This is a genomic window from Photobacterium sp. TLY01, assembly GCF_021432065.1.
GTDB classification, from domain to species: domain Bacteria; phylum Pseudomonadota; class Gammaproteobacteria; order Enterobacterales; family Vibrionaceae; genus Photobacterium; species Photobacterium halotolerans_A.
The window spans coordinates 2136328-2161399 of sequence record NZ_CP090364.1 but is presented as its reverse complement, the minus strand read 5'-3'; the positions used below and the strand labels follow the sequence as shown (position 1 = coordinate 2161399).

Genomic DNA, 25072 nt, shown 5'->3' with positions numbered 1-25072 from the left:
CCGCCACAGGCTTACAGCACCACGGTACGATTACCGTAAACGAACACTTTATCTTCGACGACCAGGCTGAGTGCCTTGCTCAGGACAGATTTTTCGACATCACGGCCGGAACGGGCCATGTCTTCTGCGCTGTAGTTATGATCAACCGGAATGACGTTCTGGGTGATGATTGGCCCTTCATCCAGATCATTGGTGACGAAGTGGGCCGTGGCGCCAATGATTTTTACCCCGCGCTCATAGGCTTGCAAGTAAGGTTTCGCGCCAATAAATGCCGGCAGGAAACTGTGATGAATATTGATAATCCGGTGCGGAAACTGGGCCACAAAATCAGGGGTCAGAATACGCATGTATTTTGCCAGCACCACATAATCGGGAGAATACTGGTTTACACAGTCCAGTAATTTGGCTTCATGCTCTTCACGGCTTAAACCTTCATGGCAGACATGGTGAAAAGGGATGTCAAACTTTTCAACCAGGCCGGCCAGTTTGTCGTAGTTGCCAACGACAGCGGCAATCTCAATATCCAGTGTCCCGTCATAGGCTTTGACCAGAATATCCCCCAGACAGTGGGCCTCTTTGGTCACCATAATCACGACTTTCTTACGAGCAGAGCTCACCAGACGGCGGTGGCTGCCTTCGGGCAGGGCGCGATCCAGATCGAACAGAAAGGTTTCATCATTAAACACGCCTTCCAGCTCGGTGCGCATAAAGAACTGACGATGGCGATGATCGACAAACTCTTTGTTATGGATAATGTTGAGTTGATGTTTGTAACAGATGTTGGTGATCTTAGAAATCAATCCCATGGCATCCGGGCAATCGGTGAGCAGGGTTTTCTTTTCCATGGTGTCCTTATGTTGCGTGCATATGTGTATTCGTTATGTTGTTAATTATTTACATGGCTTTGATTTCGACGTCAAAAGTTTTTGTGATCTGACTCAATAATTATGCCAGACAACTGCCGCTGGCTGTTCGGGGGTAATCTTGGCATAATCATGGAAGATACTGGATAAATAACCAATAGATTGGCGCTCATGATTGCAAAATTCTTTCAACCCGGCGGTGCACTTGAAAAGGCGATCCCTGGTTTTCAGGCACGTCAGCCTCAGATTGATATGGCAGAAGCGGTCGGGCGGGCAATTCAGCACCAGCAGCAGCTGGTGGTTGAGGCGGGAACCGGGACAGGCAAAACTTTTGCGTATCTGGTGCCAGCGTTAATCAAAGGCCACAAAACCATTATCAGTACCGGTTCGAAAAACCTGCAGGAACAACTTTTCTACCGGGATCTGCCCCTGATGACGCAAGCGCTGGGCTATACAGGCAAAGTGGCGCTGCTGAAAGGGCGCTCCAATTATCTGTGCCTCGACCGGCTCAGCCGTCAGATCACCGAAAGCCATGGCGGATTTGTCGACCCGGGCATGCTGAGTCAGTTGGTGACGATTCGCAGTTGGTCTTCAGCGACCAAAACTGGTGATATCAGCGAGTGTGATTCGATTGCCGAAGACAGCCCGGTGATCCCGACAATTACCTCGACCAACGATAACTGTCTGGGTCGCGAGTGCCCGTCTTTTGAAGACTGCTTTGTGGTGAAAGCGCGGCGAAAAGCCATGGAGGCGGATGTGGTGGTGGTGAATCACCATTTGTTCATGGCGGATCTGGCGATTAAAGAGACAGGCTTTGGCGAGCTGATCCCGGAAGCCGATGTGTTTATTTTTGATGAAGCCCATCAGATCCCCGATATTGCCAGTCAGTATTTCGGCCAGAGTCTGTCGAGCCGGCAAGTGCAGGATCTGGCAAAAGACATTACTATCGGTTATCGCACTGAAGCCCGTGATATGCGTCAGTTGGAAAAAACCGCAGACCGACTGAGTCAGGCTGCATCCGATATGCGATTGGTGATGGGCGAACCCGGCTTTCGCGGCAACTGGCGTGAGGCGGTGAACAGTCCGGCTATTCAGCGGGAACTGACACGATTAAACGATGCGCTGGATCTGGCACATGACGTGCTCAAACTGGCGCTGGGTCGCAGTGAGCTGTTGGACGCTGCGTTTGAACGAACCACTTTGCTCAAAGCCAGACTGACACGCTTATGCGATACCTCGATCACCGGTTATTCCTATTGGTATGAATGCACCCCCCGTCATTTTACGTTGCATATTACGCCGCTGTCGGTCGCAGAGAAGTTTCATGAGCAGATAGAAAAACAAAAAGGTGCCTGGATCTTTACCTCAGCAACACTGGCTGTTGATGAAGATTTCAGTCATTTCAGCCATCGCTTAGGGCTGCAGCCTGCAGAGCAGATGTCGCTGACCAGCCCGTTTGATTATGAGCAGCAGGCGTTACTGTGCGTGCCGCGTTTTTTGCCTGAACCCAACAGTTATGGGCTGGCGGCTAAATTGGTCACGCTGATGGCCCCTGTGATTGAAGCCAATCAGGGGCGGTGCTTTTTCCTGTGCACCTCACACCAGATGGTCCGGGATCTTGCTGAAGGTTTTCGCGCCTGTCTGGATTTGCCTGTCCTGGTTCAGGGCGAAACCAGTAAGCAAAAACTGCTTTCAGAATATCTGGAATTGGGAAATGCGCTGCTTATTGCAACAGGTGCGTTCTGGGAAGGGATTGATGTTAGAGGGCAGGCGCTGAGCTGTGTTATTATCGACAAACTTCCCTTTACCGCGCCGGATGACCCGTTATTGAAGGCGCGGATAGAAGATTGTCGTCTGCGTGGCGGGGACCCCTTCGCGCAGGTGCAGATTCCGGATGCGGTGATCACCCTCAAGCAGGGAGTCGGCCGGCTCATCCGAGACCAGCAGGACAAAGGTGTGCTGGTGATCTGCGACAATCGTTTGGTCACGCGCCCGTATGGCGCTGTATTTTTAAGAAGTCTGCCGCCGATTCCCCGTACGCGGGATGTGGATGGTGTCGGACAATTTCTGTCTGGACTGCACGCAGAGCAGCAAGCAGCCGACAGCCAGCATTCAGAGGCTTGAATGAGCAGTAAGATTTTAGCGGTTGATACCGCGACTGAAAATTGTTCTGTTGCGCTTTTAGTGGGCAGTGAAGTAATTGCGCGTTGTGAATTTGCGCCGCGTGAACATACCACCAAAATTTTGCCTATGGTTGATGAAGTCCTCGCCGAAGCGGATTTGCGTTTAACCCAGCTTGATGCGCTGGCGTTCGGCCGTGGCCCGGGGAGCTTCACCGGAGTGCGGATTGGTATTGGCATTGCGCAGGGACTGGCATTTGGTGCCGACTTGCCTATGGTTGGTGTGTCGACACTGGCTGCCATGGCTCAGGGAAGCTATCGTTTGCACCAGGCCTGTCATACGCTGGCAGCCATTGATGCGCGCATGGGCGAAATTTACTGGGGACAATATCAGCGCCAGCAAGATGGCGACTGGCAAGTGCTGGGTGAAGAAGCCGTCCTGCACCCGGAACACGTATCAGAGCGCTTGATTTCTGTACCGGATGCTCGCTGGTTTACTGCAGGAACTGGCTGGCAGACCTATCAGGAACAATTACAGGCATTGGCTGTCGAAAAGCAAGCCGGTACAGTGCTTTACCCTGAAGCCCAGGATATGGCATGGCTGGCTCAATTTGCTCTGCAGCGTGGTGAAGCCGTCGATGCTGAACATGCCAGTCCTGTCTATCTGCGTGATGAAGTGACATGGAAAAAATTGCCCGGCCGTGAATAATGGGTATTCACAGCGAATAAGACACACAGGTCAATATGGTCAATATACCCCGTTTACCGACAGCCACGCAGGCGCCGCAAAGGCCGAAGCGAACCGATAAACAGCGAAAGGCTGAACAGGCAGCTGCGCCTGTTTCTCAGCCGACTGTGGTGGCAAAAGCGGTAGCGGAAACGATCAAGGATCCGGCTTTTATCGAAGAGGTTCAGGCCAGAGTTCAGTACGACAGCCCGCAGGGGAAAAATAAGCAGGCCTTGTCGGCTTATCTTGATGTGCTGCACCAGGCGAAGCGGGAAGAATACTCTCATTTGTTAGGCGTAGATTTCTACGTTTGAACTTCGATGCTGGCAGAGCATCAGACGCGAATTTCTGTTTTTGAAAAGGATCCTGTGGTGAAAAAATCTATATTGGCACTTGCTCTGATCGTCTTAGGTGGCTGCAGCCAGATGCCAGACAGTTTACAAACATCGACCGAGACACCTGTCACCGACTTAACCGTCGTCATTGAAGACCCACAGGGCGTGCAGGGTAAAGAGGTTCGTCTGGGAGGCGTGATAGCCTCGGTTGCCAACGAAGCGTCACGCACGCGGCTGGAGATCGCCAGCCTGCCGATAGACAAATCAGGTAAGCCTGAGCTGAACGCGGCGCCCCAGGGGCGATTTATCGCTTATATCGATGGCTTTGCCGATCCCATCGAATATGCTCAGGGTAAACTGGTCACCGTTGCCGGCCAGCTGCGTGGCAGCGAAGTCGGTAAGATAGGTGATTTTGATTACACCTATCCTGTGGTGTTTGCCAAAGGTCAGCAACTCTGGCAAATCAAAGAGCAGATCCGTGTTGATGATGTGAGTGCCTACTACCGTTGTCTTGGCATCCGTTGTCAGTACATCCACTATGGTTTGCGGCCGGATAATCTGGATGTCGAGTACCGTGTGACCCCCGAGTAAGACTCCCTACCTGATTGAACAGCGAATCTGACTATGATGTATGAAAGCCGTTTACCGCTGGCTGAAACTGAGCTGGCGGTCATCACGTCTTTTTCTCCCTGCAAGGAAAGCATAAAGCGCGGCAGACTTATCCCTGTAAGCAATGCCGACAGAGCCCGTCCGACGCTTTTGTTTCTGCACGGATGGCACGATAACGCCGCCAGCTTTGATGTGCTGTTTGAGCCACTGGCGGCAAGGTTCAACCTGGTTGCCGTGGATTGGCCCGGGCATGGGCTTTCTGCGCATCGTCAGACAGATAATTATTATTATTTCATGGACTACGTCGATGATCTGGCTCAGATCGTACAGTCTCTGTCCTCTCAAAACCTGATGCTGGTTGGTCACTCTTTGGGGGCGCTGGTGGCGGCAGCCTACGCAGGAGCTTTTCCTGAGTCAGTCACTGGACTGGTGCTGATCGAAGGACTTGCGCCACTCCATGAAAGTGCGGATCTGGCGGCGAAAAGGTTGCGGCAGGGGATTGAAAGCCGCACAAAGCGCAGGCAGCGCCAGCCTGCAGAACTTAAGCTGGATTCGTTTCAGGCCGCACTCTCTGTTCGTTGCCGGGTCAACGGGTTAACGCCAGAGCAGCTCAGGCCATTGGTTCAGCGAGCCACCCGGAGCGATGGTCAGCACTGGTACTGGCGTCATGACGATAAGTTGCGTTGTGATTCGTTGTTCAGGATGACAGAGGAACAGGCTCAGGCGCTGATGCGGCATATTGAGTGTCCGGTATTATCAGTGATCGGCGAGAAAGGTTTTTCATCCCTGAAAGGATCGGACGCGGGCTTGTCATGGCTGAAACAGGCCGAACAAATCGTGATACCCGGAGGTCATCACTGCCATCTTGATAGCCCCCGGCTTGTTTGTGATCAGATTTTGCTGTTGAGTTCAAAAATCAACAAGCTGGTCTAATCAGTTGTGTTAATTCAATGTTAACTGTGCTGTAATGCTTGTATAGAACAAGTGTTTGAATGTCCCGCTACAGCCATTTTTGGCGCTTGAAGCCCTAATAAATATAAGGAGAGTGCATGGTGGATAAGGTTTGGCTTAACCGCTATCCGGATGATGTACCGGCTGAAATCAACCCTGATACTTACACGTCATTGGTTGAACTGTTTGAACAGTCCGTCCAGAAATATTCCGATCAAACGGCCTTTATCAATATGGGCCAGGTGATGACTTTCAGAAAACTGGAAGAACGCAGTCGTGCATTTGCGGCCTATCTGCAAAATGACCTGAAGCTTGAAAAGGGCGATCGGGTCGCCGTCATGATGCCAAACCTGCTTCAGTATCCTATCGCACTGTTCGGTATACTCCGTGCGGGTTGTGTGGTGGTGAATGTCAACCCGCTCTACACACCCCGTGAACTGGAGCATCAGCTCAATGACTCTGGTGCGAAAGCCATTGTAATTGTGTCGAATTTCGCCCACACGCTGGAGAAAATCGTCGACAAAACCCGTGTTGAACATGTCATTTTAACCAGTCTGGGAGATCAGCTTTCCCGGCCTAAAGGCACACTGGTTAATTTTGTGGTGAAGCACATTAAAAAGATGGTCCCTAAATACCACCTGCCGCATGCCACCTCACTGAACCATGCGCTCAAGCGCGGGCGCAGAATGCAATACGTGAAACCTTTCATGTCAGGAGAGGATATCTCATTTTTGCAATACACCGGAGGGACAACCGGTGTCGCGAAAGGCGCAGTGCTGACGCACAGAAATATGATTGCCAATGTGCTGCAGGCGAAAGCTGCCTACGGTCCCATTTTGCATGACGGCCGAGAGCTGGTGGTCACTGCGCTTCCGCTGTATCACGTTTTTGCTCTGACCGTGAACTGCCTGCTTTTCATCGAAATGGGCGGACAGAACCTGCTGATCACCAATCCAAGGGATATTCCTGCTTTTGTCAAAGAGCTCAAGCGTTATCCGTTTACAGCGCTGACGGGTGTCAACACACTGTTCAATGCGCTGCTCAATAATGAAGATTTCCTGGAGCTGGACTTCAGCCGACTCCACCTTTCTGTCGGCGGCGGGATGGCTGTGCAACGTGCTGTTGCAGAAAAATGGCTGGCAACGACAAAGAACTATCTGCTGGAAGGTTACGGTCTGACGGAATGTTCACCTCTGGTTGCCGCTTATCCGCATGATCTGACGGACTATAATGGCTCGATTGGCCTGCCGGTGTCTTCAACAGATATCCGGATTGTGGATGAAGAAGGTCACGTGCTGGCGATGGATCAAACCGGCGAACTTCAGGTGAAGGGGCCACAGGTCATGAAAGGGTACTGGCAGCGTCCTGAAGCAACACGTGAAGTGCTGACGGAAGACGGCTGGTTATCGACTGGCGATATTGTGCGTTTTGACGATGACGGTTTCTTACATATCGTTGATCGTAAGAAAGACATGATTCTGGTCTCCGGCTTCAACGTTTATCCCAATGAAGTTGAAGATGTCGTTGCCCTGCATAGCAAAGTGCTGGAAGTGGCGGCAATTGGTCAGCCGGATGAAGCCTCAGGTGAGGTGGTGAAGATTTGTGTCGTGAAACGCGATCCTAGTCTGACCCGCGAAGAGCTGTTGTCGCATTGCCGTCAGTACCTGACCGGTTATAAAGTGCCGAAAGTGGTGGAATTCAGAGATGAGCTGCCGAAAACCAATGTCGGGAAAATTCTGCGCCGGGCATTGCGGGAAGAGTCAGATCAGGTCGCGCAGAAAGAGACAGCGCAAGCATAATCCTGAAATTTAGGATAAACTTGTTTCAAGTTCAGTGCCGGCTTCAATAGCCGGCACTTTGTTTTGTGCCAGTTGTCAGTATTTCTCAGAGAATGGCGTTCAGGCACAAAGGAAGCAGGCTGGTGTCTGCTTGTAATGCTGAAAAAGGTGAGTTTTGAAATTTGAGATTATAACTACGAATGACAGACTGGCTGAGGTTTGTCAGCAGGCAAGTCAGCAGCAGGCAGTCATGCTGGATACCGAATTTGTTCGTACGCGAACTCTGTTTGCTCAGTTGGGGCTGATCCAGCTTTATGACGGTGAACTTCTGTCTTTGATTGATCCGCTCATGCTGACAGATATGTCGCCGCTCTGGGCGTTAATGAAAGATCCTGGTGTGGTAAAAGTGCTGCACGCCTGTGGTGAAGATTTGGAAGTATTCCAGTCTGCTGCAGGCTGCATGCCGGCACCTATGTTGGATACTCAGATTATGGCGGCCTTCATCGGTCATGGCTTGTCGACCGGTTTTGGTGCATTAGTACAGGAATATCTGGGGATTGAGCTGGAAAAAGGCGAAGCCAGAACCAATTGGCTTGCTCGTCCACTGAGTGATAAGCAGCTCGACTATGCTGCCGCTGATGTCTTTTATCTGTTGCCTCTGTATCAGCAGTTACTGGCAAAAGTGGAAGCGAAAGGGTGGATGGATGCGCTTCATCAGGAGTGTGAAACCATGCTGGTGAAACGCAGTCGTGTTCCTGATCCGGAGCAAGTTTACGTCGACATCAAGAATGCCTGGCAGTTGTCCCCGAAACAATTGGCTATTTTACAGAAGCTGGCTTCCTGGCGTCTTCAGGAAGCGAGAAAGCGCGATCTGGCGCTTAACTTTGTGCTTAAAGAGCTACATCTTTGGAAAGTTGCCCGTTATGAAATCACTTCAAAAGCGGTGATGGCTCAGGAAGGATTTGATGAGCGTGAAATTCAAAGACATGGCAACCGTTTGATTTCCATTGTGAAAGAGGTTGAAAAAATGAGCCAGCTGGATTATCCGCAGCCCTTATTTCGCCTGATGGAAATGCCTGGCTATAAACAAATGGTTAAACGCATCAAAGATGAAGTGAATGCTGTGGCTAAGGAAACAGGGCTGGCGACTGAGTTTCTTGCTTCGAAAAAACAAATTAATCAGTTACTGAGCTGGGCATGGAAGAAGGGCTGTCCTGAAGATGAGCTGCCTGAAATGCTCTCGACCTGGCGAAAAGCACTGTTTGCCCACCGGGTACTGCCTTTGGTTCAGGTTTAGCGCCTGCACGTCAGCAGATGAAGTGAGCACCTGAAAAAAAAATCCCCGGCGAACCGGGGATTTTTTTATTTCTCGTCGGGCAGGGTGACATTGAGTTCCAGCACCGACAGGTCTTCTTCTTTCTGGTCCAGGTGTACCGTCACATGCTCAGGTGAGACATCGACATAACGGCGGATAACCTCCAGAATATCCTGTTTGAGCTGGGGAAGGTAACTCGGATTACCCATACTCGCGGAGCGACGTTCAGCAACAATGATCTGCAGCCTTTCTTTCGCCACACTCGCGGTCGACTGTTTTTTGGGGCGGAAGAACTCTAGCAAAGCCATAGTGTGGTTAGCCTCCAAATATACGTTTCAGGAAGCCTTTTTTCTCTTCCTCTAAGAATCGGAACGGGCGATCTTCACCCAGTAAGCGCGCAACAGTGTCTTGGTATGCCTGGCCTGCATCTGAATCGGCGTCCAGAATCACAGGTTCACCTTTGTTGGATGCATTCAGCACAGACTGACTCTCAGGGATAACACCGAGTAATGGAATATGCAGAATTTCTTCAACATCAGCAACGCTGAGCATATCACCATGAACGACACGAGAAGGATTGTAGCGAGTCAGCAACAAATGTTGCTTCACCGGTGATTCACTGTTTTCAGCTCGGCGGGATTTAGAGTCGAGAATGCCAAGAATACGGTCTGAGTCACGTACAGAAGCCACTTCCGGGTTGGTGGTGACGATGGCTTCATCTGCAAAGTATAACGCCATCAGCGCGCCAGTTTCGATGCCTGCCGGTGAGTCACAGATGATGAAGTCGAAACCCAGCGCATCCAGTTCAGACAAGACTTTTTCGACCCCTTCTTTACTCAGGGCATCTTTGTCACGAGTTTGCGAAGCCGGCAATACGAACAGGTTATCGACTCGTTTGTCTTTAATCAGTGCTTGATTCAGTTTTGCCTCGCCATTGATCACATTCACGAAATCATAAACAACACGGCGTTCACAGCCCATGATCAGATCCAGATTTCGCAGACCGATATCGAAATCAATGACGGCCGTTTTTTTACCTTTTAAGGCCAGGCCGGACGCAATGGCCGCACTGGAGGTCGTTTTACCTACCCCACCTTTACCTGAGGTCACTACGATAATTCGTGCCATCTGTATTATTCCTTTTCAAAGTTATACAGCCAGATGCTCTATATTTAAATTGTTGTCAGTCAGAGAGATAGCGACACTTTTTCCCCAAAAAGCGTCTTGAATTTTGTCGCTTAGCCAATAATTACCAGCAATAGAAATTAACTCTGACTGTAAATTATGGCAGAAAATCTGAGCCTGGGTTTCACCGCTGGCGCCGGCAATGGCCCGGCCACGTAAACACCCGTATATATGAATACATCCATCAGCAATAATTTCAGCACCTGCGCTGACATGATTCAATACGACGAGATCGCAATTTTTGGCATAAATTTGCTGCCCTGATCTTATCGGTGTACGAATCACTTTTGCCGGCTCCATCACCGGGCTGGTGGCGCGGGCCTGCTTGGCCGCATTCATGATGGCAAAACCAGCTGATTTTGCCTGCGCCTGCAGGTGGGAAGGCTTGCAGCCGCTGATCCCGACCGGGATCATACCTGCATCCTGAATGCCTTGCCGGAGTTGTTCAAAATCAAGCGCTCTGCCAGCCTGACTGACATCAATCACCAGAGGTGCATGGGCAAAGAATGCCGGTGCCTGCTCCACTTTGTCTTTCAGGAAACTGATTGCCTGTTCTAAGCCGCCGTCAGCTAAGTGTAAAGATGAGAGCGTATAACTGCCCCCTTTTAATTCTGCCGTTTTTGTCATGGCTTATTCATCTTCCGCGGACAATTTCGCGCTCAGGTACGTTATCACATAGGTTATAGCATGTTATATTCCCAGGCAGGTCTCAGCAAGTTCTCCTTGTCAGAGTTCGGTATAAAGTTTAAATGATAGCCACAATGGTGATGGCAGAACGCAGAGGAACCCGGATCTCGATTTGGGCTGGAATGTTTTCTGCTTTTTGTGGTCAGATAATGGTGATTGGTAACCTGCAGGTCAGCTCATGTTTTGTGCAATTTATAAAAGTCCTAAAAAAGAAAACACCTATTTATATATCAAGACCAAAGATGATTTTTCAGATGTACCTGAAGCTTTATTGAGCACTTTTGGTACACCTCAGTTTGTAATGGTGCTAAAACTGAGTCATGAGAGGAAGTTAGCATTGGCGGATATCAATAAGGTACGGGAGCAGCTCTCGTCCCAGGGATATTACCTGCAAATCCCGCCACCAGTGACTAACCTTCTAGACGAATACAAAGCAAGAAAGTCAGAAAATAATACATGACGATAAAAGGGTGGATATGCGTAAGCAATGGGTAGCTGTCTTTGTGTCCTTAGGACTGGGCCTTGCATCGCCGATAGTGTCGGCTGATGAAAGTTTTGATAATTATGTTTCCGGGTTGAAACAAGAAGCACGTGAGAAGGGGATAGATGATGCGATTCTTGAATCCGCTTTCGCCGATGTCAAATTTATTGAACGTGCTGTTAAAGCTGATAAAAATCAGCCAGAAAAGAAATTAACACTGGATGAATATTTACCCAGAGCCGTTCCTCAGTGGAAAATTGAACAGGCGAATCAGTATTATCAGCAACACAAGCAAACACTGGATCGCATTGGGCGTGAGTATGGCGTTCAGCCGAGATTCATCGTGGCATTGTGGGGCGTGGAAAGTAACTTTGGCCGTTTAACCGGCTCGTATAATGTGATTGAGGCGCTGACAACACTTGCTTATGAAGGGCGCCGTGAAGCCTTTTTCCGTGAGCAGGTCATGGCGGCTTTAACCATTTTACAGCAAGGCCATATTACGGCTGCAGATATGAAAGGTTCGTGGGCTGGTGCGATGGGCCAACCACAGTTTATGCCAACCTCGTATCTGACCTTCGCGGTTGATGGCAATGGCGATGATAAAGTCGATATCTGGAAAACGGAAGATGATGTCTTTGCTTCCGCGGCAAATTACCTGAAAAAATCAGGTTGGGATGATCAATACACATGGGGACGCCAGGTGCGGCTTCCGGAAGGGTTGGGTGATAACCTGAAAGGTGTTGAATCCCAAAAAATGAAAACGCTGTCAGAGTGGCAGCAACTGGGGGTGCGCCGTTTGAACGGAGCTGCGCTCCCTAAGGTGGATGTCAACGCATGGCTGGTGCAACCTGATGATAATCATGGCAGAGCATATTTAGTGTACGGGAATTATCAAACATTATTAAAATGGAACCGATCGCATTATTTTGCATTAGCCGTCAGTACGCTGGCAGATAGTATTCGTTAACCGCAAAGTGAGCTGAACAAAAAAACGACATTGACGATTTATTGCGAATAATAAAAAGCCCGGCATCAATGCCGGGCTTTTTGGTTCATGGACGATCAAGCTTGGGTGATCAAAGTTTGAAGTCGTCCAGAGATTTACCTTCTTCCAGTGCTTTTTTAAGTGCACTTGGCGTACGGCCTTGGCCGGTCCAGGTTTTCTCTTCACCGTTTTCATCGATGAACTTGTATTTAGGCGGACGTGCTGCACGCTTAGTTTTTGCTTTACCAATGTTAGCCATCAGCTCTTCTGGATCAATACCATCAGCCAGTAGCATATCTCGGTATTGCTTCAGTTTTTCTTCGCGCTCTTTTTCTTTCGCGATTTCTTCCGCTTCTGATTCTTCACGTTCGTCAACCACGGTCTGAAGTTTTTCCAGGGCTTCTTTCAGTTGCTCCAGTGAATATTCGCGAGCAAGAGCACGAAGACTACGAAGGTTTAATAGCGCTTTCATTGCATCAGACATTTCAAATTTCCTGTTGGCGTTATACTAATTATTAATGAGTCACTTTATATCTGCAATAATAATACTTTTTAAACCCAACTGCCAAATAAAATCGTCAACTTACATTATTAATCAGACGGTTTTTTATACTTGAGCTTTATCTTGGAGCAATGAATGGCGATCACATTCGTTTTTTTGCTTGTTAATAAAATGGTAAAGTACGAATATTTTAACTGGCTGCAATGCTAATAATTTCATATTAATTTACAGAGTGTTTTTGGGGTAAATGTAAGTAAATACAGAAGATTAGTGCAGTCGTATTAATCCAAAGTAGCAGATATTGGCTTTCTGTGGTTGCAAATCAGATAACAAAAAGTAGAATACGCGATTCCTTGACTAAGGGTAGAGGTGCATTATCTATCAGTAACTGGCGGGAGGTGACCCCGAAGAACGTCAGTGAAAGGAGCTAATGCCGAAGTAAGGCGGATCTGTCAAATCACCTTGCTGGGGTTGTCACCGAAAGGGATAACACTGCCATAGTAACTTACAATTAACTATGGAGCGCTACTGTGGGGTCGGGAGAGGCTGCAGCTTCTTTCCTATATCGCTTCCCATCACGGCTGACACCGGTACCGTGTTTAACAGTAGATCTCCAACCACGATCGGTTGTAGTAGAGATCATGAACCTAGTAGATTTTTCCCAGTCTTCCATTTCCATTTTACCGCCCCTGGTGGCGTTGAGCCTTGCTATTCTCACGCGACGAGTGCTTCTCTCGCTGGGCATCGGCATTTTGATCGGGGCGTTATTGCTGACGGATTTCAGTCTGTCTCATACGGTTTCTTATTTAAGAGAGAAAGTTGAAGGGCTGTTTATCGATGGTGGCAGCATCAATACCTGGAATATGAGTATTGTTGCTTTCTTGCTTTTATTAGGCATGACCACAGCATTACTGACGCTCTCTGGTGGTACGCGAGCCTTCGCACTCTGGGCGCAGACTAAGATTAAAAGCAAACGCGGTGCGAAACTTTTAGCGGCTTTTCTTGGCGTGTTTATTTTTGTCGATGATTATTTCAACAGCCTGGCGGTTGGCTCGATCTCCCGGCCGGTCACCGACCGATTTTATGTTTCCCGCTCAAAACTGGCTTATATTCTGGACTCCACTGCTGCACCTATGTGTGTACTGATGCCGGCTTCAAGCTGGGGCGCATATATCATTACTGTGGTGGGTGGTATTCTGATTTCACATGGTGTGACTGAATATTCTGCGTTAAGTGCCTTTATACAATTGGCACCCATGAATTTTTACGCTGTGTTTGCACTGCTGATGGTATTCGTTGTCGCCTGGTTCCAATTAGATGTAGGTCTGATGAAGAAGCATGAAGTTCAGGCAAGTCATGCTCGCGGTTTCGACAAAGAAGAAATTCACGCTGAAGCCAAAGATTTGAATGATGAACTCGAGATTGAAGAAAGCGAGAATGGCAAAGTCGGCGATCTCATTATTCCGATTCTGGTGCTGGTTGCCGCGACATTATTCTTCATGATTTTCACCGGCTATCAGAGTTTGCAGGCGGACGTTAAAGCTTTTTCTATTCTCGGCGCATTTGAGTCTACCAATGTTGGTGCCTCTTTGTGTTACGGTGGCCTGTTGGGGTTATTCTCGGCACTGGTTGCTGTTGGACGTCAGGCCATTCCGGTCAAGCAGATTCTGCATGCTATATGGATTGGTGCGAAATCTATGTTTGGTGCCATTCTGATTTTGTTCTTCGCCTGGACAATCGGCAGCATTATCAGCGATATGGCAACAGGTAAATTCCTGTCGACTCTGGTTCAGGGCAATATTAACCCTGTCTGGTTGCCTGTGATTTTGTTCCTGCTGGCCGGTATTATGGCTTTCTCAACCGGTACGTCCTGGGGCACGTTTGGGATCATGCTGCCGATTGCGGGTGATCTGGCAGCAGCCACTGAAATCAGCCTGATTCTGCCTATGCTTGGCGCGGTACTGGCGGGTTCTGTGTTTGGTGATCACTGCTCGCCGATTTCAGACACCACCATACTCTCTTCAACGGGCGCGCGCTGTAATCACATTGATCATGTGTCAACACAGTTGCCTTACGCATTATCTGTGGCACTCGTCGCTGCGGTAGGTTTTACCGTGTTAGGGATGACCAATTCTCTGGCGGTCTCTTTCGTGGCCGCAACGGTTGCATTCTTACTGGTTTGTGTCTGCCTTGGCTGGATTGCTAAACGTCCGCTGAAAGGCGCATGAGCGCAGTTTAAATAAGATCCCTGCCGTAAAATGGCATTGAGCCGGCTTGGTATGCACTGAGCCGGTTTTTTTATCTCGGTGTACAGGAAGTCACCGCAAAAAGGCTTTACCGCATGAAGCGGGGAGCCAGACTTCCAATTCGCATGCTTCTTCGGTAGCATCTTGCGACATTCAGAGTGATGCGGAAAGCCTGATGGCGCAAATGTATTTTTATTACTCGGCGATGAATGCCGGGAAGTCGACGACGCTGTTGCAGTCGTCATTTAATTATCGTGAACGCGGGATGTCGCCGGTCATTTTTACCGCGGCGATTGATAACCGGTTTGGTCAGGGCAAGGTCAGTTCGCGAATTGGCTTGTCTGAAGAAGCCGAACTGTATCGTCCGGAAGATAATCTGTGGGACAAGCTGTCTGAGATGAACAGCTTGTCGCGCGTTGATTGCGTGTTAATGGATGAATGCCAGTTTCTGACAAAGGCGCAGGTTCACCAGCTTACTGAAGTGGTCGATAAACTGGATATTCCTGTGCTTTGCTATGGTTTACGTACCGATTTTCGTGGCGAGCTGTTCGAAGGCAGTCAGTATCTGCTGGCTTGGGCCGATAAACTGGTCGAACTGAAAACCGTTTGTCACTGCGGCCGAAAAGCGAACATGGTGATCCGCCATGATGCCTCGGGTAAAGCGATTGCTGATGGGGATCAGGTTGAAATCGGTGGTAACGACAGATACGTATCGGTTTGCCGGAAGCATTATAAAGAAGCGATGGAGCAAGCTCGTCAGGCCGCGAAAAGCGCCTGATAAAGCCAGCGTAATGAAAACAAAAAAGGAAGCGGTTGAAGCTTCCTTTTTTAATGGAGTTTGTCTCAGGCTTTAGCCTTTGTGCCTTTCCTGCAGTTTGGCAATCACATCAGACAGGCTCAGTCCCTGATCTTGCAGCAGCACGATCAGGTGATACATCAGGTCAGCGGATTCAGAAATTACCTCTTCTTTGTCACCCGCCGTTGCCGCAAGCGCGACTTCAACGCCTTCTTCGCCCACCTTCTGCGAAATCCGCTTGGTGCCGCGCGCGTAAAGGCTGGCGGTGTAAGAGGACTCAGGATCAGCACCTTTACGGGCTGCCAGCACTTGCTCCAGTCGGTGAAGAAACACCAGATCAGGGGCGGTGGCAGTGTCACCGCTATCGGTCGTGCCTTTATCAAAGCAGGTGGTGGTGCCAAGATGGCAGGTGGGACCAACAGGCTCGGCGCTGACCAGCAGGGTGTCTTGGTCGCAGTCGAGCTGAATCTGCTTGAGTTGCAGCACATTGCCGGATGTTTCACCTTTGGTCCAAAGCCGTTGTTTGCTGCGTGACCAGAAGGTCACCTGGCGGGTATCCAGCGTTTTGCTCAGGGCTTCATCATTCATGTAGCCCAGCATCAACACCTGGCCACTGCGGCTGTCCTGTACTACGGCAGGGACCAGACCGTCGACCTTGTCCCAATTAATTTCATTGTTCAGGCTCATAGTCGGATCTCCACCTGTTGTTGTTTAAGGTATTGCTTGAGTTCGCCAATATGAATGATCTGTTTGTGGAAAACAGAAGCGGCCAGCGCGCCGTCGACTCTGGCGAGATTAAAGGCATCGGCAAAATGTGCCATTTCACCGGCACCGCCGGAGGCAATAAGCGGCACTTTGCAAAGGTCGCGCACCAGATTGAGCTGAGTCAGATCATAGCCCTGGCGAACACCATCCTGATTCATCATGTTCAGCACGATTTCACCGGCACCGCGGTGCTGCACTTCCTCAATCCAGTCCGCGGTTTGCCATTGGGTGACCTGAGTGCGGCTTTCATCACCGGTAAACTGGTACACCTGATACTGGCCGGTTTTGGCATCAAAGTAAGAATCGATCCCCACTACAATACACTGCACGCCGAATTTATCAGCCAGCTCAGTGATCAGCGCAGGGTTGGCAAGCGCCGGTGAGTTGATAGAAATCTTATCGGCGCCAAATTGCAGAATTTGCCGGGCATCGTCGGCAGATTTAATCCCGCCGGCGACACAGAACGGAATGTCGATGACTTCAGCGACGCGTTCGACCCAGCTTTTGTCTACCACACGGCCGTCGCTGGACGCTGTGATATCGTAAAAAACCAGCTCATCAGCCCCTTCTTCTGCATAGCGCTTTGCCAGCGGCACGATGTCACCGATGATTTCGTGATTACGGAACTGAACGCCCTTAACGACCTGGCCGTCACGGACATCCAGGCAGGGAATAATGCGTTTTGCTAACATCTCAGGCTCCTTATCACGCGTTCCAGCAGGCAAATGCCTGTTCTGCGGTAAATTTCCCGTCCAGCAGGGCACGGCCGACAATCACACCGGCAACGCCTGTGCCTTTCAGCGCGGCAATGTCATCCAGTGAGCCGATGCCGCCGGATGACTGGAACTGAACATCCGGGTACTGCGCACAAAGGTCGCGATACAAACTGACGTTTGAGCCCGCCAGCGTGCCGTCGCGAGAGATATCTGTGCACAGCACATGCTTGAGTCCCACAGTGCGGAAGTCTTCAATCAGGGCTTCAATGGTGATACCTGAATCTTCCTGCCAGCCGGAGACGGCCACCTTGCGCTGGCCGTTGTCATCAATGTTGACGTCCAGCGCCAGTACGATACGCTCCGGGCCGTACTTTTCCATCCAGGCTTTAACGACTTCCGGTTGTTTTACTGCGGTTGAACCAATCACAACACGCTGCGCGCCGGCATCCAGCAAATCAGCCACATCTTGCTCACTGCGAACACCGCCACCAATCTGGATATTGGCTGGTGTGCTGGCAAGCAGGGTACGAATTAAATCGAGCTGACGTGCTGAAGTGTCTTTCGCGCCAGTCAGATCCACCAGGTGCAACCAATCGGCGCCAGCCTGATGATACAGGGCGAACTGCTCTGCGGGATTGACTTTATACTCGGTCACCTGACCGTAATCGCCCTGAAACAGGCGGACGACCTGACCATCTATTAAATCGAGTGCGGGAATAATCATAACCAGTCCTTGTCGTCTTACATATTGAGAAAGTTTTGAATCAGTTGCGCACCGGCTTTGCCGGACCGCTCAGGGTGGAACTGCACCCCGTAGTAATTACCGCTTTGCACTGCGGCAGTAAAGGGCTGGCCGTATTCACAGCTGGCTATGGTTCTGCCTTGTTCGGTATTGAATGCCGGCATGGCGTAGCTGTGAACGAAGTAAAAATAGCTGCCGTCCGGAATGTCGTTGAACAAAGGGTGGCCGGCTTCCGGAGTAATGGTATTCCATCCCATGTGCGGTAAGGGCAGCTCACCGGTGCGCATTTTCTGCACCGGTGCCGGACAGAGTTTCAGGCACGGCACTTGTTCCGTACCATTCTGGCCTTGCTCTTCTGAGTAGTCACCCAGCAGTTGCATGCCTAAACAGATCCCCAGCAGTGGCTTGTCAACCTGGCTGACCAGTGAGATGAGATCGCGCTCGGCCAGGTTCTTCATGGCCTCGCTGGCGGTACCCACACCGGGCAGAAAGAGTTTATCCGCCGCCAGCACAATGTCGGGATCCCGGCTGACAGTCACTTGATAACCCAAACGTTCAATGGCAAATCGTACGGACGAAACGTTGGCGCATCCTGTATCAATGATGACGACTTTTTGTGTTGAATCAGTCATTACAGCACCCCTTTACTGCTTGGCAGCTCGTTGCCTTCCACTTTAATCGCCTGGCGTAAAGTACGGCCAAAGGCTTTAAACAGGCTTTCAACGATGTGGTGATCATTGTTGCCATCGGAAGAAAGGTGCAGCGTGCAGGCCAGGGTATCGGTCAGAGAACGGAAGAAGTGCGGGACCATTTCCGTTGACAGATCACCGACATTCTCACGGCTGAACTTGGCATCGAATTTCAGGTAGGGGCGGCCGGACAGGTCCAGCGCACACTGGGCCAGACACTCGTCCATGGGCAGGCTGAAACCAAAGCGGCCAATACCGCGCTTGTCGCCCAGCGCTTCTTTCAGCGCCTGACCCAGAGCCAGCGCGGTATCTTCCACACTGTGGTGATCATCAATGTGCAGGTCGCCATCGACGGTCAGGATGAGCTGGAACCCACCGTGGGTCGCAATCTGATCCAGCATGTGATCGAAAAAGCCCAGACCGGTCTCAATCACGTTTCCACCGGACTGATCCAGATTAACCTTCACTCTGATATCGGTTTCTTTGGTTTTGCGGACTACTTCAGCAATGCGTGGGCGAGTGGTCAGGTCGGCCACAATTTGCGCCCAGCCCAGGTTTTCACGCTGGTACTGAATCCCCCGGATTGCCATGTTACTGGCCAGCTGCAGATCGGTCTGACGATCGCCGATCACCGCAGAGGTGGCAAAATCGACCCGGCCCTGTTGCAGGTAGTCTTTAACCAGGCCAAGCTTTGGCTTGCGGCAACTGCAGTTGTCGTGTTCAAAGTGCGGACAGATTAGCACCTCATCAAAGCGAACGCCCTGAGACTCGAAAATGGCCATCATCATATTGTGTGGGGCGTCAAAGTCCGCCTGCGGGTAGCTGTCTGTGCCCAGCCCGTCCTGATTGGTCACCATGACCAGATTGTAGCCGGCATCCTGCAGTTTTAGCAGGGCAGGGATGACGAATGGCTCAAGCTCAAGTTTGTCCAGCCGATCGACCTGAAAGTCTACCGGCGGTTCGGCAATCAGCGTGCCGTCGCGATCAATAAAGAGAATTTTTTCCTTGCTCACAATAGAATCCTTCCAAATTACGAAATCTTTTCCAGCTGAGTGCGGATGAAGGCCAGGGTCTTCTCGCACTCATCCCGGCTGCCGATACTGATACGGATACAGTTTTCGATCGGCGAGCGGCGTAAAATAATGCCGTTGTCCCACAGGGCTTTGAACAAGGCGTCCCCGTCGGGAAAACGCACCAGCAGATAGTTCCCATAGCCGTCGTAGACCGTCACGCCGGGTAACATACTCAGTCCTGCCTGCAGGTAAGCACGGTTGGCGCTCAGGTCGAGCACCTGGAATTTGGTTCTGGCCAGACCGGCGGGCGACAGGGCCTGAACGGCAATATCGGCCACAGGAACAGGCACCGGGTAAGGCGCAATGACTTTTAGCAGCAAATCTATCACCACAGCGTTCGCCAGCGTAAAACCACAGCGCAGACCAGCCAGCGCAAAGGCTTTGGACAGGGTGCGCAGGATCACCAGGTTCGGAAATTGTGCCAGTAAATCAACGGTCGAAGCTTCCGGACAGAAATCAATATAGGCTTCGTCCATCACCACCAGGGCTTTGTCCTGCGTCATGTTCAGCAGGCTGATGATGTCTTCCCGGCGGATGAGGTTGCCGGTCGGGTTGTTCGGGCTGCAGACAAACACCAGTTTCACGCCGTCGAGATTTTCAGCAATCGAAGGTAAATCCAGCTGCCAGTCAGCGGTCAGTGGCACCTGCTTCACACCTACATCAAAGGTTTCGGCGCTGATGCTGTACATGCCGTAAGTTGGCGGGCAGTAAAGAATGCTGTCTTGCTTCGGCTCGCAGAAAGTACGAACCAGCAGCTCAATCCCTTCGTCAGCCCCACGGGAGGTCAGTACCTGAGATTTATCGACACGCGCATAATCGGCATAGGCCTGAATCAGCGCTTCTGGCTGGCAGGTACTGTAGCGGTTCAGGCGGTCACACTGAATCTTGAATTCATTGACGAACGGCGACTCGTTGGCATTCAGCCAGATGTCACCACTGCCACCCAGGCGGCGTGCTGACTGGTACGGCGTGAGGTCGCGAATGGTTTTACGAGCCAGTAATTCAGGGTTCATCTTAAGCCTCTTTCAACGTCGATGCGCGTGATTGTTTAATTTTTTCTACCCGGATGCTGACAGCACGGCGGTGTGCGTCCAAACCTTCGGCGGTTGCCATGGTTTCCACGGTCGGCGCCAGTTCCAGCAGACCGTCGGCACTGAGTTCCTGTACCGTCATCCGTTTGGTAAAGTCGGCCAGGCCCAGGCTGGAGTAGGTTTTGGTATAGCCGTAAGTCGGCAGGACGTGGTTGGTCCCAGAGGCATAATCGCCAACGGATTCCGGTGACCAGCGACCCAGGAAAATGGAGCCAGCATTATCCAGCAGGGGCACTAAATCACGTGGGTTACGGGTTTGAACAATCAGGTGCTCAGGCCCGTAGTGATTTGAAATAGAGACACACTGAGTGATGCTGTCAGCAATGATCATCAGACTTGAGCCGAGCGCCTGACGGGCGATATCGGCCCGGGACAGACTGCTGAGCTGACTGGCAATGGCGTCAGCGACTCGGTCGGCGATACTTGGCTCTGGGGTGACCAGCACAACCTGTGAGTCAGGTCCGTGCTCTGCCTGGCTGAGCAAATCTGCTGCAATAAAATCCGGGTCGGCGCTGCTGTCGGCTATCACCATGACTTCAGACGGACCGGCAGGCATGTCGATGGCAGCGCCGTTGAAATCGTTGCTTACCTGACGTTTGGCCTCGGTAACAAATGCATTCCCCGGGCCGAAAATTTTATCGACTCTGGACACAGATTCGGTACCGTACGCCATGGCGGCGACTGCCTGCGCCCCACCGATATTGTAAACATCGGTAATACCGCACAGTTGAGCGACATACAGAATCTCATCGGCAATCGGCGGGGGCGAACAAAGCACCACACGCCGGCATCCGGCAATTTGTGCCGGTACGCCCAGCATCAATACAGTCGATGGCAAGGGTGCACTGCCGCCCGGAATGTAAAGACCAACGGCATTAATGGGCCGGGTGACCTGCTCACAGATCACCCCGGGTTGTGTTTCAACCTGCAGCGGTTTGGCTTTTTGCGCTTTGTGGAACTTGGCGATGTTGGCATAAGCCTGCTGCAGCGCCTGCTTCATGTCCTCTGACAGTCTGTCAGCGGCGGCCTGAATTTCTTCCTGTGTGACTGCGATGGATTCCGGACGGACTTTATCGAATTTTTCTGCCAGTTCCAGCAAGGCTTCATCGCCACGTTGACGAACATCGGTAATGATGTCTTTCACAATGGCCGTTACATTCTCGCCTGCTGTGATGGCCGGACGTTGCAGTAACGATTCACGCTGCTGTTCACTCAGAGATTGCCATACAACCGTTTTCATGGTCTTTACTCCATCATTTTCTCAATGGGCAGAACGAGAATTGAGCTGGCGCCCAGCGCTTTGAGTTGTTCCATGGTTTCCCAGAACAGATTTTCTGAGCTGACCAGGTGAACGGCAACCCGGCTCTTGTCGTGAGACAGCGGCAGAACGGTCGGGTCTTCTGCGCCAGGCAGTAAAGCTGTCACTTGTTCCAGGCATTCAGTCGGTGCGTGCAGCATGATGTATTTTGACTCTTTGGCCTGAATCACACCTTGCATACGGGTTAACAGACGCTCGATCAATGCTTGTTTATCAGCGCTGAAATCACCAGAACGCTGAATCAGTACCGCTTTGGACTGCAGGATCACTTCGACTTCTTTCAGACCGTTGGCTTCGAGAGTCGCACCGGTGGAAACCAGGTCACAGATGGCATCGGCCAGGCCGGCACGAGGGGCAACTTCAACAGAGCCATTCAGCATACAGGTACTGAATGTCACGCCCTGTTCTGACATATAGCGCTTCACCAGCTGAGGATAGGTGGTGGCAATGCGTTTGCCTTGCAGATCCTGCGGGCCGTTATATGCTTCGTCTTTGTCAATCGCAATCGACAGGCGGCAGCCACCAAAGTCCAGGCGGCGCAGCATGGTGTAGTTGCTTGGTTCATTTCGCGCTGCCCGCTCTAGTCCGACTTCTTCCAGTTCATTTTCACCGATGAAGCCCAAATCGACGACACCATCCATGATCAGACCGGGAATGTCGTCATCACGCACCAGCAGCAGGTCGATAGGCATATTTTCACAGTGAACGACAAGGCGCTCACCGATCAGATTAAACTTCACACCGCAGCGTTTTAGGAGATCTTTACATTCAGTGCTCAGTCGTCCTTTCTTCTGGATAGCAATGCGTAGTCGTTGTGTTTGCATGATGACATTCCCTATATGCTTAATTTATCTTTAAAATTCAGTGCTAAAACGAAAAACCCCCGGAAGATTACTCTTCCGGGGGTCTGAATGCTGCTTATATGTAGCGACCGCTGGAAGAGGCGATTTGTCGTCTTCCAGAGTGAGGCGTATCCTCCTGAAAGACTAATCAGGATGATGATGGTGGTGTAGGTTTACCAGTTGGATACGCATAATTATGTACTCTGTCTAAATCATTATTGACTGTGGACTTGCTAATCACACTAACTAAGCTCAGGCGGTTTTGCAATAGTTAATTAGTACATTTTAGAAATTTCTTCCTGCTCAAGGCCGCAGGGAGAGCGGCTTACATACAGCACTTTTTAAATTTCTTGCCGCTACCACACGGGCAGGGGTCATTCCTGCCGACTTTCTGTGGTTCAGTCGCTTTCGGATATTCCCCGTCGATATAGAACCATTGCGGACTGTTGTCGACCATTTCACGTAAAAAGCGTGACTTTTCGTGCAGGCAGTACTCTTGGTCACCATCACGGTAAAAGGCTTTGAATTCAACATAGCCTTCATTCTCGCTGGTAACCTGGCTGCTGACGACCTCAAGTCCGAGCCAGTCACTATTGACGGAATCAGCGATGGCATCCCTGTATTGCTCGGCCTGACAGCTGGGATGGTAAGTTGCGACGACAAAATCCACCAGTCCCAGAACATGCGCGCTGTATCGGGCGCGCATGAGCTGCTCTGGATGGTGGGCCTTCGACGGATGCTGGTGGACTGGCTGGCAGCAGCCGGATAAAGCTTGCTGGCTGCCACAAGGACATAATTGTGTGTTCGTCATCATTTATTGCAGTTCTTCTATGCTGGTAACCCATTCTAAAGATTCCAGATAGCGGTGCGCAACATGTTCACTCTCCAGACCCAGTTTCATGCACATGGTATCCACCTGGTCCCAGTCTGCATGATCGTAGGCGCAGACCAGCGACAGCAGATATCCCAGTTTTCCGCTGCGGTGAATCAAGGCGTCCTGAATACTGATATCAAGCGGCAACATAGGGATTAACACATCAAGCGGCTGATCAAGCAGCGAATCCAGCATCGAGAAAAGCCCTGTCAGGAATGCACGGTTGCCATTTAATTTCGGGGAAATATCAGCGGCCAGCAGTTCACACAAGTGAGCCCGTTGTAAAGACAGGCAGTAGAGTGATGGCGGCTTGTCACGGGTCACGTGTGAGGTTGCGACAAAACTGATAAAGCGGCGAAGTCTTTCTTCTCCCAGATAAATGAGTGCCTGTTTGAACGAAGAAATGGGCACAGCACGGTTTGAGGTGATGGCATTCACATGGCGTAATAATTTGTACGACAAGGACAAATCAGTCGCAATAATTTCTTCCGCCTCATCAAAGTTCACGACATCCTGGCAGATTTGCTGGTAGAGCCGCAGTGTGGTCAGCGCGGAAGGGCTGAGCGTCTTTTGCTGCATCATTTCCGGTTTGCTGAAGAAATATCCCTGAAACAGATGGAAGCCCGCCGCTTTGGCTTCTGTGAATTCGGCGTAGGTTTCCACTTTTTCAGCCAGAAACTGAATGGGTTTGTCTTTGTGACGGCGGATAAAGAATCGCGCTTTATCAATCGGTGTCAGCTGTAAATCAAACTTGATGATGTGAACGAAAGGCAGAAATCGGTTCCATTCCACACTCGGATTAAAATCGTCCAGTGCTATCTGGTAACCCCGCTGATGAAGATCTCTGACCGTATCCAGAAGTGTGTCAGAGGGGGTGCAGCTTTCCAGGACTTCAATCACAAAACTATGGGACGGAAAAAGAAGTGGTGTGCCTTTCAGCAGGCTTTGTTCAGGAAAATTGACAAAGGCGAGCTTGCCACTGCAGACATCGTTGGAACCGTTAGAGAAGAAATTGTTCAGTAATAAGCGGTTCGTTGCTTCTTCAGGTGGCACATCCGGGAAACAATTTTTGGGCCCATCGCGAAAGAGCAATTCGTAGCCAATAGTCGTTTTGTCGCGATCTAAAACGGGCTGCCGGGCAAGATAAGAATACATGATATCAGCACTGTTTATGGTTATCGTTGTGTTGGCGAGGGCTTGCATTGCCAGTGATTCTCTTTGGTGAATAGTCCGCATGACAGGTGTGAACCGGTATATTACTAATAATTATCACTGTTGCGTAACATTAGCAGTAGAATTTTCCACTGGCTGTGACCTTTCGCTGAGAAATTGCGCGGCTTGTGATCTTAAGCCCAAAAGATAGGGTTGATAAGTAAAAGTAA

Annotated in this window: 27 protein-coding genes, 1 riboswitch and 1 other annotated feature; of the genes, 11 read left to right on the top strand and 16 right to left on the bottom strand. The window is 50.6% G+C overall.

The features are described from left to right. Positions 1 to 11: 11 nt before the first annotated feature. Positions 12 to 845 (bottom strand): formyltetrahydrofolate deformylase, encoded by an 834-nt coding sequence (gene purU, locus LN341_RS10290; RefSeq protein ID WP_046222504.1) that lies wholly within the window; start codon positions 843 to 845, stop codon positions 12 to 14. 189 nt (positions 846 to 1034) lie between these two features. On the opposite strand from purU, the gene LN341_RS10285 reads away from it, so the two are divergent. From LN341_RS10285 to rnd, 7 genes are all read left to right on the top strand, one after another. Beyond that, positions 1035 to 2987, top strand: a complete 1953-nt coding sequence (locus tag LN341_RS10285; protein ID WP_234203230.1) for an ATP-dependent DNA helicase — start codon at positions 1035 to 1037, stop codon at positions 2985 to 2987. Then, positions 2988 to 3692, top strand: a complete 705-nt coding sequence (gene tsaB, locus LN341_RS10280) for a tRNA (adenosine(37)-N6)-threonylcarbamoyltransferase complex dimerization subunit type 1 TsaB (RefSeq protein ID WP_234203229.1) — start codon at positions 2988 to 2990, stop codon at positions 3690 to 3692. 35 nt (positions 3693 to 3727) lie between these two features. Beyond that, positions 3728 to 4024 (top strand): hypothetical protein, encoded by a 297-nt coding sequence (locus tag LN341_RS10275; RefSeq protein WP_046222507.1) that lies wholly within the window; start codon positions 3728 to 3730, stop codon positions 4022 to 4024. A gap of 57 nt (positions 4025 to 4081) precedes the next feature. Beyond that, on the top strand, positions 4082 to 4636 hold the full coding sequence (locus LN341_RS10270; protein ID WP_234203228.1) for a Slp family lipoprotein: 555 nt from the start codon (positions 4082 to 4084) through the stop codon (positions 4634 to 4636). 33 nt (positions 4637 to 4669) lie between these two features. Further along, a complete protein-coding gene (locus tag LN341_RS10265) occupies positions 4670 to 5587 on the top strand; it encodes an alpha/beta fold hydrolase (protein WP_234203227.1) in 918 nt (305 codons plus the stop codon). Between the two features lie 119 nt (positions 5588 to 5706). Beyond that, entirely contained in the window at positions 5707 to 7404 is a 1698-nt protein-coding gene (fadD, locus tag LN341_RS10260) for a long-chain-fatty-acid--CoA ligase FadD (protein ID WP_046222518.1), read from the top strand. Between the two features lie 154 nt (positions 7405 to 7558). Further along, positions 7559 to 8680 carry a ribonuclease D gene (gene rnd, locus LN341_RS10255; RefSeq protein ID WP_046222508.1) on the top strand — a complete coding sequence of 374 codons (1122 nt, stop codon included), beginning with the start codon at positions 7559 to 7561 and terminating at the stop codon, positions 8678 to 8680. A gap of 65 nt (positions 8681 to 8745) precedes the next feature. Here rnd and minE read toward each other — a convergent pair whose 3' ends face one another. The 3 genes from minE to minC are packed head-to-tail and all read right to left on the bottom strand — an operon-like array spanning position 8746 to position 10510. Further along, the gene (gene minE, locus LN341_RS10250; protein ID WP_027253478.1) at positions 8746 to 9006 is read right to left on the bottom strand and encodes a cell division topological specificity factor MinE; all 261 of its coding nucleotides are present in this window, start codon (positions 9004 to 9006) and stop codon (positions 8746 to 8748) included. 7 nt (positions 9007 to 9013) lie between these two features. Continuing rightward, entirely contained in the window at positions 9014 to 9826 is an 813-nt protein-coding gene (gene minD / locus LN341_RS10245) for a septum site-determining protein MinD (protein ID WP_046222509.1), read from the bottom strand. Between the two features lie 21 nt (positions 9827 to 9847). Then, the gene (gene minC / locus LN341_RS10240) at positions 9848 to 10510 is read right to left on the bottom strand and encodes a septum site-determining protein MinC (RefSeq protein ID WP_046222510.1); all 663 of its coding nucleotides are present in this window, start codon (positions 10508 to 10510) and stop codon (positions 9848 to 9850) included. Between the two features lie 238 nt (positions 10511 to 10748). On the opposite strand from minC, the gene LN341_RS10235 reads away from it, so the two are divergent. Next, positions 10749 to 11030, top strand: a complete 282-nt coding sequence (locus LN341_RS10235) for a YcgL domain-containing protein (protein WP_046222511.1) — start codon at positions 10749 to 10751, stop codon at positions 11028 to 11030. Between the two features lie 16 nt (positions 11031 to 11046). Beyond that, complete coding sequence (locus tag LN341_RS10230; RefSeq protein WP_234203225.1) at positions 11047 to 12018, top strand: lytic transglycosylase domain-containing protein; 972 nt, start codon at positions 11047 to 11049, stop codon at positions 12016 to 12018. A gap of 109 nt (positions 12019 to 12127) precedes the next feature. Here LN341_RS10230 and LN341_RS10225 read toward each other — a convergent pair whose 3' ends face one another. Next, positions 12128 to 12520 (bottom strand): H-NS family nucleoid-associated regulatory protein, encoded by a 393-nt coding sequence (locus tag LN341_RS10225; protein ID WP_046222303.1) that lies wholly within the window; start codon positions 12518 to 12520, stop codon positions 12128 to 12130. Between the two features lie 374 nt (positions 12521 to 12894). Beyond that, positions 12895 to 13074: riboswitch (Lysine riboswitch) on the top strand. A gap of 105 nt (positions 13075 to 13179) precedes the next feature. On the opposite strand from LN341_RS10225, the gene LN341_RS10220 reads away from it, so the two are divergent. After that, entirely contained in the window at positions 13180 to 14766 is a 1587-nt protein-coding gene (locus tag LN341_RS10220) for a Na+/H+ antiporter NhaC family protein (RefSeq protein ID WP_234203224.1), read from the top strand. 193 nt (positions 14767 to 14959) lie between these two features. Beyond that, a complete protein-coding gene (locus LN341_RS10215; RefSeq protein ID WP_234203223.1) occupies positions 14960 to 15562 on the top strand; it encodes a thymidine kinase in 603 nt (200 codons plus the stop codon). Between the two features lie 72 nt (positions 15563 to 15634). Here LN341_RS10215 and hisIE read toward each other — a convergent pair whose 3' ends face one another. From hisIE to LN341_RS10165, 11 genes are all read right to left on the bottom strand, one after another. Further along, a complete protein-coding gene (gene hisIE / locus LN341_RS10210) occupies positions 15635 to 16267 on the bottom strand; it encodes a bifunctional phosphoribosyl-AMP cyclohydrolase/phosphoribosyl-ATP diphosphatase HisIE (RefSeq protein WP_234203222.1) in 633 nt (210 codons plus the stop codon). After that, the gene (hisF, locus tag LN341_RS10205; protein WP_234203221.1) at positions 16264 to 17037 is read right to left on the bottom strand and encodes an imidazole glycerol phosphate synthase subunit HisF; all 774 of its coding nucleotides are present in this window, start codon (positions 17035 to 17037) and stop codon (positions 16264 to 16266) included. The genes hisIE and hisF overlap by 4 nt, the downstream gene beginning before the upstream one ends. 13 nt (positions 17038 to 17050) lie before the next feature. Then, positions 17051 to 17785 carry a 1-(5-phosphoribosyl)-5-[(5-phosphoribosylamino)methylideneamino]imidazole-4-carboxamide isomerase gene (gene hisA, locus LN341_RS10200; protein ID WP_234203220.1) on the bottom strand — a complete coding sequence of 245 codons (735 nt, stop codon included), beginning with the start codon at positions 17783 to 17785 and terminating at the stop codon, positions 17051 to 17053. A 17-nt stretch (positions 17786 to 17802) separates the two neighbouring features. Further along, positions 17803 to 18435 carry an imidazole glycerol phosphate synthase subunit HisH gene (hisH, locus tag LN341_RS10195; protein WP_234203219.1) on the bottom strand — a complete coding sequence of 211 codons (633 nt, stop codon included), beginning with the start codon at positions 18433 to 18435 and terminating at the stop codon, positions 17803 to 17805. Next, on the bottom strand, positions 18435 to 19505 hold the full coding sequence (gene hisB / locus LN341_RS10190; protein ID WP_370643633.1) for a bifunctional histidinol-phosphatase/imidazoleglycerol-phosphate dehydratase HisB: 1071 nt from the start codon (positions 19503 to 19505) through the stop codon (positions 18435 to 18437). Before hisB ends, hisH begins: the two co-directional genes overlap by 1 nt. A gap of 17 nt (positions 19506 to 19522) precedes the next feature. After that, the gene (gene hisC, locus LN341_RS10185; RefSeq protein ID WP_234203218.1) at positions 19523 to 20578 is read right to left on the bottom strand and encodes a histidinol-phosphate transaminase; all 1056 of its coding nucleotides are present in this window, start codon (positions 20576 to 20578) and stop codon (positions 19523 to 19525) included. Between the two features lies 1 nt (position 20579). Continuing rightward, complete coding sequence (gene hisD, locus LN341_RS10180) at positions 20580 to 21896, bottom strand: histidinol dehydrogenase (protein ID WP_234203217.1); 1317 nt, start codon at positions 21894 to 21896, stop codon at positions 20580 to 20582. 5 nt (positions 21897 to 21901) lie between these two features. After that, positions 21902 to 22798 carry an ATP phosphoribosyltransferase gene (hisG, locus tag LN341_RS10175; protein WP_046222312.1) on the bottom strand — a complete coding sequence of 299 codons (897 nt, stop codon included), beginning with the start codon at positions 22796 to 22798 and terminating at the stop codon, positions 21902 to 21904. 47 nt (positions 22799 to 22845) lie between these two features. Next, positions 22846 to 22985 (bottom strand) — a sequence feature (His leader region). Beyond that, complete coding sequence (gene hisL / locus LN341_RS21880; protein ID WP_144409115.1) at positions 22961 to 23008, bottom strand: his operon leader peptide; 48 nt, start codon at positions 23006 to 23008, stop codon at positions 22961 to 22963. It overlaps the preceding feature by 25 nt. A gap of 133 nt (positions 23009 to 23141) precedes the next feature. Next, positions 23142 to 23630, bottom strand: coding sequence for a YchJ family protein (locus LN341_RS10170; RefSeq protein ID WP_234203216.1), 489 nt, complete (start codon positions 23628 to 23630; stop codon positions 23142 to 23144). Further along, positions 23631 to 24845 carry an EAL and HDOD domain-containing protein gene (locus LN341_RS10165; RefSeq protein ID WP_234203215.1) on the bottom strand — a complete coding sequence of 405 codons (1215 nt, stop codon included), beginning with the start codon at positions 24843 to 24845 and terminating at the stop codon, positions 23631 to 23633. It abuts the gene before it with no gap. Between the last annotated feature and the right edge of the window lie 227 nt (positions 24846 to 25072).